The organism is Frateuria sp. GZRR33, assembly GCF_051900425.1.
GTDB lineage: Bacteria > Pseudomonadota > Gammaproteobacteria > Xanthomonadales > Rhodanobacteraceae > Frateuria_A.
In genome coordinates, this window is record NZ_JBHZGK010000002.1 from 255,010 (window position 1) to 268,365 (window position 13,356).

9 protein-coding genes are annotated in these 13,356 nt (G+C 68.7%); 5 read left to right on the plus strand and 4 right to left on the minus strand.

Annotation, left to right across the window (positions count from 1 at the left end; translation table 11 throughout):
* Positions 1–839 precede the first annotated feature (839 nt).
* The 4 genes from ACFWZU_RS03570 to ACFWZU_RS03585 all read right to left on the minus strand — a co-directional run bounded on the left by ACFWZU_RS03570 (position 840) and on the right by ACFWZU_RS03585 (position 6,194).
* The gene (locus ACFWZU_RS03570) at positions 840–3,092 is read right to left on the minus strand and encodes a molybdopterin cofactor-binding domain-containing protein (RefSeq protein WP_439700035.1); all 2,253 of its coding nucleotides are present in this window, start codon (positions 3,090–3,092) and stop codon (positions 840–842) included.
* Positions 3,089–3,616: a (2Fe-2S)-binding protein gene (locus tag ACFWZU_RS03575; protein ID WP_439700036.1), complete on the minus strand. Its 528-nt coding sequence runs from the start codon at positions 3,614–3,616 to the stop codon at positions 3,089–3,091. The genes ACFWZU_RS03570 and ACFWZU_RS03575 overlap by 4 nt, the downstream gene beginning before the upstream one ends.
* 264 nt (positions 3,617–3,880) lie before the next feature.
* Entirely contained in the window at positions 3,881–5,194 is a 1,314-nt protein-coding gene (locus ACFWZU_RS03580) for an APC family permease (protein ID WP_439700037.1), read from the minus strand.
* A 124-nt stretch (positions 5,195–5,318) separates the two neighbouring features.
* Positions 5,319–6,194: a PhzF family phenazine biosynthesis protein gene (locus tag ACFWZU_RS03585; RefSeq protein WP_439700038.1), complete on the minus strand. Its 876-nt coding sequence runs from the start codon at positions 6,192–6,194 to the stop codon at positions 5,319–5,321.
* Positions 6,195–6,334: 140 nt separating this feature from the next.
* Here ACFWZU_RS03585 and ACFWZU_RS03590 point away from each other — a divergent pair, with 140 nt between their 5' ends.
* The 5 genes from ACFWZU_RS03590 (at position 6,335) to ACFWZU_RS03610 (ending at position 13,352) form a co-directional block, all read left to right on the plus strand.
* A complete protein-coding gene (locus ACFWZU_RS03590; RefSeq protein ID WP_439700039.1) occupies positions 6,335–6,997 on the plus strand; it encodes an outer membrane beta-barrel protein in 663 nt (220 codons plus the stop codon).
* A 56-nt stretch (positions 6,998–7,053) separates the two neighbouring features.
* Positions 7,054–7,542 carry an outer membrane beta-barrel protein gene (locus ACFWZU_RS03595; RefSeq protein WP_439700040.1) on the plus strand — a complete coding sequence of 163 codons (489 nt, stop codon included), beginning with the start codon at positions 7,054–7,056 and terminating at the stop codon, positions 7,540–7,542.
* A 253-nt stretch (positions 7,543–7,795) separates the two neighbouring features.
* Positions 7,796–9,310: a fumarate hydratase gene (locus ACFWZU_RS03600; protein WP_439700041.1), complete on the plus strand. Its 1,515-nt coding sequence runs from the start codon at positions 7,796–7,798 to the stop codon at positions 9,308–9,310.
* Between the two features lie 536 nt (positions 9,311–9,846).
* Positions 9,847–12,465, plus strand: a complete 2,619-nt coding sequence (locus ACFWZU_RS03605; protein WP_439700042.1) for a bifunctional aspartate kinase/diaminopimelate decarboxylase — start codon at positions 9,847–9,849, stop codon at positions 12,463–12,465.
* Between the two features lie 488 nt (positions 12,466–12,953).
* A complete protein-coding gene (locus ACFWZU_RS03610; RefSeq protein ID WP_439700043.1) occupies positions 12,954–13,352 on the plus strand; it encodes an endonuclease domain-containing protein in 399 nt (132 codons plus the stop codon).
* Positions 13,353–13,356 lie beyond the last annotated feature (4 nt).

Sequence of the window (13,356 nt, forward strand, 5' to 3'; positions counted from 1 at the left end):
GTACGGCATTCTGGGATGCGGCCCGAGTCAAGGGGCGCGCGGTACGCGCGTCCGCTTGACGAATAGTTATACGTTACCCGCCATATTTGGCGCCCAAAATTCTACCTTTTGCATCCAGCCTGACTTCGAAAGGAACGGCACGTTTGTCGTTGCCAGCGTACCGACGTTGTAGAAGCGACATGTGTCGTTGCCAGCGTACCGACGTTGTAGAAGCGACATGCCGTCGGTAGCTACCCACACGGGCCCGCGGTAGCCCACTCGCTGAAGTGTTCGCGCCACTACACGCGGGTCGTCTTCGAGGGCAATAGGTAGCGTGTCTCGGGCGCCCTTGGCCTTTCCTAGTTCCGCTAGGTGCTTCAGGCAGGGGCTGCACCACGTCGCCCAGAAGTAAAGGCTGACCGGTTGCCCGCGGAGCTCCTGGAACGAGTGTTTGTGTCCAGAAAGATCGACGAGTGGCGTTTCTCGGATAGGCGTACCCATGACCTGGGCAAGCCTTGGCGCAAACAGGCCTAGATGCAGGGCCAGGACTAGTGCGACGCCCAGCAATCCGATTGCTGCGCTGCCAATGATGCCGATCTTTGTCATGTCCGTATAACGCTAAGTAGACCCCGAATCGGGGCATATGCACCGATCGTGGGACGCGCACGGACTCAGGTCAAGAGACGAAAATTCTTTTGGCCTTCAGTAAGAAACGACGTTCGCGGCCGTTCGGAGAACGGCTGGCGCTCTATTGCATATTGCGCCGAACGGGACACTAGATTTTATCGACGCGAAAGCGGAGGGATAAGCGGTATGGTCGGCGCGGGCTGGCTTGCCCGCGCCGGCTTGGGGGTTTTGGCTCAGAGCAGGCGCAGGAGTTCTTTCATCAGCGGCAGCCGGCGCACGCGCACCGCGCTGGCGCGGAAGACGGCGTTGGCCAGGGCGGGGGCGGCGGTGGGCATGGCCAGGAAGCTGGCGCCGGTGGGGGCGCGGTCATTGGGGACCAGGATGACTTCCACGTCGTTTGGCAGCTGGGCCATGCTGGCGAGTGGGTAGTCCTTGAAGTTCTGCTGCTGGACCTGCCCGTTCCTGAAGGTGATCGCCGGGTTGAGCGCATTGGAGAGGGCGTCGAGCGTGGCGCCGGCGACCTGGCCCTGGAGGCCTAGCGGGTTGATGACGCAGCCGACGTCCACGGCGCAGACGACGCGCACGATCTCGAGCTTGTCGCCATGCAAGGTGGCCTCGATGGCATGGGCGACGTAGGCGCCGTCGATGTGCCAGCAGGCCATGCCCATGCCGTTGACGTTGTGCAGCCAGTTCTTCCACTCGATGCGGTCGGTGACCAGCTTGAGCACATTGAGCAGGCGCCCGACGTCGAGCATGCCGCCGCCGGTCAGCGGGATCTGCCGGGCGTCGCCGAGCAGGCGCAGGCGGGTGTCCAGCGGGTCTTCGCGCAGGGTGTGGGCGATCTCGTCGACGAAGCTCTCGACCGCGAAGGCGTTGGTGACATGCGGCTCCCCGCGGAACGGACCGCGCGGCATGGCCGAAGCAAGGCTGTACCAGTCGCTGCGGTAGGCGGGGACCAGCCCGGCGGGCAACTGGTCGGCGGCCACTTCGGATGTCCACAGGCGGTCGGCGGCAACGCCGCGGCCGGTGAGCGCCGAGGCGCTGGCCATGCGCTGGTCCCAGGCGATGACGCGGCGCTTGCGGCCGATGATCGCCTTGATCTTGTGCACCGTGCCGGAGCGGTAGTAGTCGTGGGTCAGGCCCTGCTCGCGCGTCCACATCAGGCGCACGGGCTTGTCGACGGCCTTGGCCAGCATCACCGCCTCGGCGACGTAGTCGTGGTCGAGCCGACGACCGTAGCCGCCGCCCACGCGGGGTACTTCGATGGCGATGCGGTCCGGTGCCAGGCCGGTCAGGCGCTGCACCACGGACCAGGCCTGCTTCGGCGCCTGGGTCGGCACCACCAGCGTGGCCTGGTCCTTGTCCAGGCGCACCAGGCAGTTCATCGGCTCGGGCGTGGCGTGGGCGAGCCACGGCTGCACGTAGGTGGCTTCGACGCGGCGCGCGGCCTTGCGGTTGGCGGCCTTGAGGTCGCCCTCGTCGCGCACGCGGGTGGTCGGCGCGCTGTCGGTGTCGAGCAGGGCGAGGGCCTGGGTCTCGAGCTTGCCGCTGTCCTGCTCGGCGCTGTGGGCGCCGGGTTTCCATTCGAGTTTGAGCTCGGCCAGGCCGCGCAGCGCGGCCCAGGTGTTTTCGGCCAGGACGGCCACGGCCGGCGCGATCGCGGTCTCGCCCGGGGGCACGTCCGCTTCAGGATGGATCGGCATCACCTTGACCACGCCCTTGATGGCCAGGGCCGGGGCGGTCTCGATGCTGGCCAGGCTGCCGTCGGGCCAGGGGCACTGCGCGAGCACGGCGACGAGGGCGTCGGCGTAGTGCGCGTCCAGCGCGTAGCGGGTCTGGCCGGTGACGATCTGCCGGGCATCGACGTCGCCGGCCGGCTGGCCGATCAGCGTATAGCGCTGCGGTGGTTTGAGCGGCAGCGGGGCGTTGGGCGGATCGATCTTGCCCGCCGCCTCGACCAGGCTGCCGTAGGGGAAGCGCCGGCCGTCCGGCGTGACCACCATGCCGGCCTCGCAGCGCAGGCGGTCCGCGGCGATGCCCAGGCGCCGCGCGGCGGCCTGGGTGATCAGCCAGCGCGCCAGCGCACCGGCCTGGCGCAGGTCCGCCCAGGCGGCGGGGATCGAATCGCCGGTACCGCTGCGCTGGTGGCCGTAGGTCCACACCGGTTTGCCGTCCTTCGCCTCCACGCCCAGTCCCAGCGGCACCACGGTGACGCGGGTCCAGTCCGCGTCCAGTTCCTCGGCGATGATGCGCGGCAGCGCGGTCGCTGTGCCGGTGCCGGTGTCGGGGTCGCGCGCGCCGATCAGCACGTTGCCTTCGCGGTCGATGCGCACGTAGGCGCCGAGCTTGCCGAAGTCGTCGCCGAGCATGGCCGCCGGAATCGGCACTTCGGCGTCGGCGTAACCCACGCCGACGACCAGGGCGCCCGCGGTGCCGGCGAGCACCTGCAGGAAGCGCCGACGCGAGAGCTGCGGACCGGCGCTCATGCCTTCATCCCCGCGGCACGCTTGATCGCGCGGCGCACGCGCGTCTGCGCGCCACAGCGGCAGCGGTTGGGAAGCTTGTCGATGTCCTCGTCGGAAGGCCTGGGCTTGCGCGCGAGCAGGTCGATGCCGGCGATCAGCCAACCGGGCGTGCAGTAGCCGCAGCCGATGGCGTCCTCGTCAATGAAGGCCTGCTGCAACGGGTGCAGGCTGCCGTCGGCGCGGGCCAGGCCCTCGACGGTGGTCACGCGGGCGCCGACCAGCTTGGCCATCGGGCGCTTGATCGCCGAGACCGCCTTGCCGTTGACCAGCACCAGATCGTAGCCGTCCTCGCCGTGCGCATCGCCCAGCTTGGTGCCGGTCAGGCGCAACACGTCGCGCAGGTACCATAGCAGCGGCATCAAGGGATCGCCGGTGTGCCGGAAGCGCTCGCCATTGACAATCAGGTCGATGCCCTCGCGCACCGGTTCCGGCGTGATGTCGCCGGTGGTGGCGGGCGGCAGGCCCTGGGCTTGCGCTTGCTGCATCGGGGGGACTCCTTGCGAGGGTCGCCTATTGTGGCATCGCGCAGGTGATGAGGCAGCCGGGGGCGGCCGGGACGTTCAGGCGGAATGGCGGGGCCGTCGCGGGCGCCCCTGGGGCGATCGCATGCGGTCGCGCTCGGGTCGTTCCGGCCGGATGCCTCGCCAGGCAGGGCGCCCGGGCCATCCGTGCATGGGCGCTCGACGTAGCCCGGATAGCCGACCGCTGGTCGCGCACAGGGTGCGCTCCTGCAGGGAGCCCGGCCAGCGTTACCGGCGCGGCGCCACCCGCCGCCAGAGGTAATACACCGGCACGCCGGCCAGCATGATCAGCACGCCGATGCCGGCGTTGCGCGGGTTGTCGCGCATGGTCGCGACCACCACCGCGCCGATCGCGGCGACGAACAGCAGCGGCAGCAGCGGGTAGCCGGGGACGCGGAAGCGCACCTCGCCGCGGTCGTGGCGGCGATACCAGAACAGCGTCGCCACGCCGACCGCGCAGGCCAGCCAGTCGCCGAAGGTGGCGTAATCCAGCAGCGCGCCGTAGCTGCCCGAGAGCGCCAGCACGATCGCCCAGCCCGAGAGGGCGGCCAGCGCGACGTTCGGCGTGTGGTGGCGCGGATGCAGGCGCGCCACGGCGCCGAAGAACAGCCCATCGGCGCCCATCACCTGCAGCACGCGCGCGCCGGCGACCAGCGTGATGTTGCAGAACCCCAGCGTGGAGATGGCGATGCCCACCGCCATCAGCCGCGCACCGAGGGGGCCGAACATGCGGTCCATCACCTGCGCGGCCGGCGCGGTGCTGGCCGCCAGTCCGGCGTGCCCGAGCACGGCCAGGTAGGCGAGGTTGACCAGCGCGTAGGCAGCGATCACCACCACCATGCCGGTCAGCAGCGCGCGCGGCAGGTTGCGCTGGGGCGCGTCGATCTCGCCGGCCAGGTTGTTGAGGTAGGTGAAGCCTGAATAGGCGAACAGCACCGGCAATGCCGCACCCATGAAGCCGACGCCGGTGCGCGCCGGGTCGACGGCCAGCGCCGCCGGCGCGTGCGCGCCCGCCAGATACAGGCCGCACGCCACCAGCACCGCGACCGCCAGCAGCTTGAGCAGCGCGAACAGGTTCTGCACCTGCGCGCCGAGTTTCAGTCCGAACAGGTTGACCAGCGCCACGAACACCAGCGCGCCGACGGTCAGCGGCAAGGCGGCCGATGCCGGCAAGGCGAAGGCGGCGACCGTGTAGCTGGCGAAGATGGTCGCGACCGCCGCGGTCGAGCCCGAGTAGATCACCAGCAGCATGGTCCAGCCGAACAGGAAACCGGCCAGCGGCCCGAACGCCTCGCGAAGGTAGACGTAGGTGCCGCCCGCCTGGGGCCGACGCGCGCCGAGTTCGGCGTAGCAGAGTGCGCCGATCAGGGTGAGCAGGCCGGCGCCGATCCACGCCAGCAGCAGCGCCAGGCCCGATTCGGTCCGCTGCGCGGCGATGCCCGGATTGAGGAAGATGCCGCCGCCGATGATGCCGCCGACCACGATCAATGCCGCGTCCCAGGGGCCGAGGCTGCGCCGGTAGTGGTGGGTCGGATTGCTCACGTCGATGCCGTTGCGTGGATGAAGCGCGGAGCATCGCTGGTGTGCGCGGGGCGGGCAAGGGCAGGGAGCTCACGCGTCCTGCAGGGCCCGGGCGGAAGGCATGCCTCGCTCCGCCGCGGTCACGTCAGTCGAGAACGAACGTTCCCCGCACGCCCACTACGCATTGGCCGCCGATCGTCACGGCGCCGGATGCCTCGTCGATGCCCACCGCCACGCGCCCGTCGCGGCCGACTTCGCGCCCCTGGCTAGCGACGTAGCGATGGCCGTAGCGGGCCAGGCCGCCGGTGTGGTGCAGCAGCGCGCCAATCGCCGCGTTGGCGCTGCCGGTGACCGGATCTTCCGGAATGCCGTCGGCCGGGCAGAACGCGCGCACGGCCATCGCGGCGTCGCCGCCGTCCTCGACGCCGAAGACGCTCACCCCGATGGCGTTGTGCGCCAGGCACAGCGCGGCGATCGCCGACAGGTCGGGCGCCAGCCCACGCACCGCGCGTGCCTGGTCGAGGTCGCAGGCCAGCCACAACGGGCCGTTGTCGACCGCATGCACGGCCGAGGCGGGAAGCTCGAGTCCCAGGGCGTCGGCAAGCGACGCTGCAAGCGATGCATCGGCCGGGGCGATGCGCGCCGGCGGCGCCTGCACGTGGATGGTGCGGGTGGCCCCGCTGCCCTGCACAGTGACCGGCAGCAGGCCGGCGGCGCATTCCTGCACCAGTGTCGACTGCACCGGGACGCAACCGGCCTCGATCGCGGCATAGGCACTGCCCACGCTGGGATGGCCGGCGAACGGCAGTTCCTGGCGTGGCGTGAAGATGCGCACGCGATAGTCCGCGTCCGGTTGCGTGGGGCGCAGCAGGAAGGTGGTTTCCGACAGGTTGGTCCAGCGCGCTATCCGCTGCATCGTCGGCCCGTCCAGCGCATCCGCGCCGATGATCACGGCCAGCGGATTGCCCTCCAGCAGCCGCGAGGCGAAGACGTCCAGTTGCAGGAATTCGAAGGTGGGCACGGCGCCGCTCCGGCTAACGAAGGAAGGGCGAGTGTAGGTGATCGCCTACAGCGCAATTTCTTGCGCAGGCCTAGAATGCGCGCCGCCCGGCACGCCCCCGCCGGGCTTTGCACACAACAAAAAAACAGGGATTTCCAAGCATGAACAAGATTCTGACCGTCGCCCTCGGCGCGGCGCTCGTTGCCGCCTCCGCTTCGGCTGGCGCCGCGGACGCCAGCGGCTCCTTATTCATCAATGCCGGCGTGGGCCAGGCGCAGTACCACGTCGGCCACACCGACGGCCTGGGCTACAAGCTGGATGACAAGGACACCGCCGGCGCGCTGCGCTTCGGCTACGCGTGGAAGGTCGGCAACGGCTTCGACCTGGGCGTCGAGGGCGGTTACGCCAACCTCGGCAAGCTGGTCGCCAAGTACCACGCCCAGAACGAAGACGCGTCCATCATCATCAACCAGAAGGCCGATGTGGAAGCCAGCGGCTGGCTGCTCGGCGCCAACGGCAAGTACGACTTCGGCAACAAGTGGTTCGTCTCGGCGCGTGCCGGCTGGTTCCGCTCCACCGCGGACGCCTCCTATCGCTACGAGGAGATCTACGCCGATGCGCCGGACTATTCCGAGTACGCCAGCGGCGACGCCAACGGCAACGGCTGGTACGGCGGCGTGGGCGTGGGCTACAACTTCGCGCCGAACTTCAGCCTCGGCCTGAACTACGACAACTACCACGGCAAGGTCGACAGCGGCACTGAGCTGGGCAACATCAAGGCGAACATCGGCGTGTACACGGTGACCGCCGAATTCCGCTTCTGATCGATCGACGGCGGGCCTGCGAAGGCCCGCTTTTTTTTTCCTTCAAGGACGAACCGATGAACAAATACCTGATTTCCCTTTCCGCGCTGGCCCTCGCTGGCGCCTGCAGTTCCGCTCTCGCGCAGGACAAGGATGCATTCTTCGTCAGCGCTGGCGTGGGCCAGGCCAGCTACCACGTCGACGGGACCACCGGCGGCAACCATGCCCAGGACAACACCGACACCGCCGCGGCCCTGCGATTGGGCTACCAGTGGCACGGCCCGGTGGACTTCGGGGTCGAGGGCGGCTACGTCGACCTGGGCGAGCTGAAGGCCTCGCTGATCAGCGGTGCGGTCCTCGAAGAGGCCACCGTCCATGCGAAGGGCTGGCTGCTCGGCGTAACCGGCAAATACCATATCGCCGACCAGTGGTTAGTATCGGCCCGCGGCGGCTGGCTGCATGCCTCCAGCGATGTCGGCTACCGCGTGAGCACGCCGGCCGGCTCGATGAACGGCAACAGCAGTGTCGACGGCGAGGGCTGGTACGCCGGCGTCGGCGCCGGTTAGGACTTCTCGTCGAACTTCAGCCTGGGCGTGAATTACGACAACTACCACGTCGACGCCAGCACCGACGAGGTCTCCGCCGACGCCAACGTCGGCAGCTGGATGGTGACGGCCGAATACCGCTTCTGAACGGCGCTGCCTGGCCACCACGACGGCCGCCCTGGGCGGCCGTTGTTTTGTCCGGCCCGGCCCGCTGCGGCACAATAGCCGGCTTGTGCGCCGCACAAAGCGGTGCGTTGAAGCCGAAAAGCCGCCCATGACCACCATCAAGCAAGACGACCTGATCCAGTCCGTCGCCGACGCGCTGCAGTACATCAGCTACTACCACCCGGTCGATTACATCCAGAGCCTCGCCGCCGCCTACGAACGCGAGGAGTCGCCCGCCGCGCGCGACGCGATGGCGCAGATCCTGATCAACTCCCGCATGGCCGCCGAAGGCCACCGCCCGCTGTGCCAGGACACCGGCATCGTCACCGTGTTCCTCAAGGTCGGCATGGACTTGCGCTGGGACGCCACGATGTCGCTCGAGGACATGGTCAACGAGGGCGTGCGCCGCGCCTACAACCACCCGGAGAACAAGCTGCGCGCCAGCGTGCTGGCCGATCCGGCCGGCAAGCGCCTGAACACCCGCGACAACACGCCGGCAGTGATCAACATGTCGATCGTGCCGGGCGACAAGGTGGACGTGATCGTGGCCGCCAAGGGCGGCGGCTCGGAAGCCAAATCCAAGTTCGTGATGCTCAACCCGTCCGACTCGATCGTCGACTGGGTGCTCAAGACCGTGCCGACCATGGGCGCGGGCTGGTGTCCGCCGGGGATGCTCGGCATCGGCATCGGCGGCACCGCGGAGAAGGCGATGCTGCTGGCGAAGGAATCGCTGATGGAGCACATCGACATCCAGGAGCTGATCGCGCGCGGGCCGTCCAACCGCATCGAAGAGCTGCGCATCGAGCTGTTCGAGAAGGTCAACGCGTTAGGGATAGGCGCGCAGGGCCTGGGCGGCCTGACCACGGTGCTCGACGTCAAGATCAAGGACTACCCGACCCACGCGGCCAACCTGCCGGTGGCGATGATTCCCAACTGCGCGGCGACCCGCCATGCGCACTTCACGCTGGACGGTTCCGGCCCGGTGATGCTCGATCCGCCGTCGCTGGAGCACTGGCCCAGGCTCACCTATGACGCTTCCAAGGGCCGTCGCGTGAACCTGGATGCCGTCACCCGCGAGGAGGTGGCGAGCTGGAAGCCGGGCGAAGTGCTGCTGCTCAACGGCAAGCTGCTGACCGGCCGCGACGCGGCGCACAAGCGTATGGTCGAAATGCTGAACAAGGGTGAGCCGCTGCCGGTCGATTTCAACGGCCGTTTCATCTACTACGTCGGCCCGGTCGATCCGGTGCGCGACGAGGTGGTCGGTCCGGCAGGCCCGACCACCGCCACGCGCATGGACAAGTTCACCGAGCAGGTGCTGGCGCAGACCGGTTTGCTGGGCATGGTCGGCAAGGCCGAGCGCGGCCCGGCGGCGATCGAGGCGATCAAGAAGCACCGCTCGGTCTACCTGATGGCCGTCGGCGGCGCGGCGTACCTGGTGTCCAAGGCGATCAAGGCCAGCCGGGTGGTCGGCTTCGCGGACCTGGGCATGGAGGCGATCTACGAATTCGAGGTCAGGGACATGCCGGTGACCGTGGCGGTGGATTCGTCCGGCACCTCGGTGCACCAGACCGGCCCGAGGGAATGGCAGGCGCGGATCGGCAAGATTCCCGTCGTTGTCCAATAACGCCGTGCGCGCAGCCCCCTCCATCGCCTCCTCTCCCCTCCGGGGAGAGGATTGAGGTGAGGGGCCAGGGCTTGCGCGGATCGGCTTTGCCTCCTCTCCCCTCCGGGGAGAGGACTGAGGTGAGGGGCCGGGACTTGCGAGAAGCCGCTTTGCTTCCTCTTCCCTGCGGGGAGAGGATGGAGGTGAGGGGCCAGGGCTTGGGAGAAGCCGCATTGCTTCCTCTCCCCTCAGGGGAGAGGACCGAGGTGAGGGGCCGGGGCTCGCGGGGAGTCAGAACTGGCCGCGGCTCGGTAGGCAGGGCCGAGGCAAGGTCGACCCCTCACCCCAACCCTCTCCCCGGAGGGGAGAGCGAGCCTGCCGCCGGGCAAGCCCGTGCGCTCTGCCGTGCCGGCCTGCCGACCCGAGCCATGCTGCCGAGTTCATGGCAATTGGATGGCTAAACGTCCATATCTCGCCCGCAAAAATCCATTGCATTCCCCTTGCCGCAGCGCAACACTGGCGCGATTGCCTTCCGCCACCACTGCAATGGAGCCCTTGTGACCCCGCAAAACCCCGCGCCGCTTGCAGCGGACGCGCCCTGGATCGTGATGAAGTTCGGCGGCACGTCCGTCGCGACGCTGCCGCGCTGGCAGAACATCCGTGAGCTGATCGCCAGCCGCCGCGCCGAAGGCGCCCGCGTGCTGGTAGTTGTGTCCGCGCTCACCGGCATCACCGACGCACTGAAACAGCTTTGCGCCGAGGGCAATGGGGACAAACGCAGGGCGGCGGCCGGCGCCATCGCGCAACGCCACCATGAGCTCCTGGGCCACATGCAGCTGGCGTTGCCGGACACGCTCGCCACGCGGCTGGGCGACCTGGCGGCGCTGGCGGCCGACGGCCCGGCGGCCCTGGGCGAACTGGCCTGGGCGGCCCGGGTGCAGGCACATGGCGAGCTGATGTCCAGCGCGCTGGGCGCGGCTTACCTCACGGCCAGCGGCCTGCCCACGCAATGGGTGGATGCGCGCGAGTGCCTGGCCGCCATCGCGCTGCCCAACCAGAACGAGCGCACGCGGTTGCTGTCCGCCACGGTGGAGGCGCATCCCGATCCGGCGTTGGCGCGGCGGCTGGCCGCGCAGGGCGAGGTGTTCATCACCCAGGGCTTCATCGCGCGCGAAGCGCATGGACGCACGGTGCTGCTCGGTCGCGGCGGCTCGGACACCTCTGCTTCGTACTTCGGCGCGTTGCTCAAGGCCTCGCGCGTGGAGATCTGGACCGACGTGGCCGGCATGTTCACCGCCAACCCGCGCCAGGTGCCGGGTGCGCGGCTGCTGCAGCGGCTGGACTACGAAGAAGCCCAGGAAATCGCCACCACCGGCGCCAAGGTGCTGCACCCGCGCTGCCTCTCGCCGTTGCGCGAGCCGCGCGTGCCGCTGCTGATCAAGGACACCAACCGGCCCGAGCTCGAAGGCACGGTGATCGGGCCGGAAGTGCGCGAGCACGCGCCGAGCGTCAAGGCGATCAGCGCACGCAAGGGCCTCACGCTGGTGTCGATGGAATCGGTCGGCATGTGGCAGCAGGTCGGCTTCCTCGCCGACGTGTTCGCGCAGTTCAAGAAGCACGGTCTCTCGGTGGACCTGATCGGCTCGGCCGAAACCAACGTGACCGTGTCGCTGGACCCGACCGAGAACCTGCTCGATTCGGACGCGGTCGCCGCGCTGGCGGCGGATTTGGCCAGGGTGTGCCGGGTCAAGGTGATCGCGCCGTGTGCGGCGATCACGCTGGTCGGCCGCGGCATGCGCTCGATGCTGCACACGCTGTCCAACGTGCTGGCCGAGTTCGGGCAACTGCGCGTGCACCTGATCTCGCAGTCGTCCAACAACTTGAATCTCACCTTCGTGGTGGACGAGACGGTGGTGGACGAGCTGCTGCCGCACCTGCACGAGCTGCTGATCGCCGCCGGCGCGCTGCGCACCGACGATAGCGCGCTGTTCGGGCCGAGCTGGCAGGCGCTGTACGGGAGTGGCGAGGCCGCAGTGCAGGCCGCCGCGTGGTGGCGTGCTCCGGCCGAACGCGAGCGTTTGCTGGCACTGGCCGCGGAGGCCACCCCGCGCTACGTCTACCACCTGCCCACGGTGCGCGCGCAGGTGCGGGCGATGAAGTCGCTGGGCGTGGTCGACCGCGTGCACTATGCGGTGAAGGCCAACACCCATCCGGCGATCCTGTGGGCGCTGGCGTCGGAGGGCTTCGCCTTCGAGTGCGTATCCCCGGGGGAACTGAAGGCCGTGCTGGCGACCGTGCCGGACAGCGCGCCGCTGCTGTTCACGCCCAACTTCGCCCGCCGTGCCGACTACGCCGAGGCACTGGCCACGCGCGCCACGATCACGCTTGATGCCCTGCATCCGCTGGAGCACTGGGGCAAGCTGTTCCGTGGTCGCGAGGTCGTGCTTCGCGTGGATCTCGGCCGCGGGCTGGGCCATCACGAGAAGGTGCGTACCGGCGGCAACGGCAGCAAGTTCGGCCTGCCGGTGGAACACCTGGATGCCTTCCTGCGCCTGGCCGATGCCCACCAGGTGAGCGTGCGCGGTTTGCATGCGCACCTGGGCTCGGGCGTGCTCGATCCGAAGCACTGGGGCGAGGTGTATGCGCAACTGGCGAGCCTGGCCGAACGCATCGGCAGCGTGGCCTTCATCAATATCGGCGGCGGCCTGGGCGTGCCCTCGCACCCGGGCGAGGCGCCGCTGGACATGGTGGCGCTGGACCGCGTGCTGCGCGAGGTCAGGGCGGCCTATCCGCACTACCAGTTGTGGATGGAGCCGGGTCGTTACCTCGTCGCCGATGCCGGCGTGCTGCTGGCGCGCGTCACCCAGACCAAGGGCAAGGGCAGCCTGCGCTACCTGGGCGTGGATACCGGCATGGACAGCCTGATCCGCCCGACCCTGTACGACGCCTGGCACGAGATCGTGAACCTTACTCGCCTGGATACGCCCGCCGACGCGCTCTACCAGGTGGTCGGACCGATCTGCGAGTCGGGCGACGTGCTGGGTACGGACCGGCGTCTGCCGGAGGCGCAGGAGGGTGATGTGATGCTGATCGCGCAGGCCGGGGCGTACGGCAAGGTGATGTCGTCGCGGTACAACCTGCGGGACGAGGCGGATGAGGTGGTGCTGGACGGCTGAGGCGAGCCCCGGCCCCTCACCCCAACCCTCTCCCCGGAGGGGAGAGGGAGCGGGTTCTGCGAGCGGCCCATATCGAGCGAGCCTCTTGCCCTTCTCCCTCTCCCCTCCGGGGAGAGGGCTGGGGTGAGGGGTTGCTCTAGCGAAAGATGCACATCGAGCGACACCGCTCCTGCTCCCTCCCCCGGGGAGAGGGTTGGGGTGAGGGACCGCTCTAGCGGAAGACGTACACCGAGCGACACCGCTCCTGCTCCCTCCCCCGGGGGGAGGGTTGGGGTGAGGGACCGCTCTAGCGGAAGACGTACACCGAGCGACACCGCTCCTGCTCCCTCTCCCCTCCGGGGAGAGGGTTGGGGTGAGGGGTTGCTCTAGCGAAAGACGCACATCGAGCGACACCGCTCCTGCTCCCTCTCCCCTCCGGGGAGAGGGTTGGGGTGAGGGGGCGCTCTAGCGAGAAAGCTTCATGGAGCGAGGTTTCAAGGATGAAACGCATGAATGTGGATCGCGCGCGTGGACTGCGCGTGGGGATGACGGATGCAGAGCAGAGGCTCTGGTACTACCTGCGCAACCGCCAGCTGGATGGCTGCAAGTTTCGCCGGCAGCACGAAATCGATCGGTACGTAGTCGACTTCGTTTGCAGCGAGCGGATGCTGGTGGTGGAGCTGGATGGAAGCCAGCACTTCGATCAACAGGATTACGACGAGGCACGCACGCGCTACCTCCAAGCCAAGGGCTACCGCGTACTGCGTTTCTGGAACAATGACGTATTGACGAACATCGAGAGCGTGCTGGAGGCGGCCGTGGAGGCTTTGGCGAGCCCCGGCCCCTCACCCCGACCCTCTCCCCGGAGGGGAGAGGGAGCAAAAACAAAGCGCGCTCCACCGGAGTAACGAG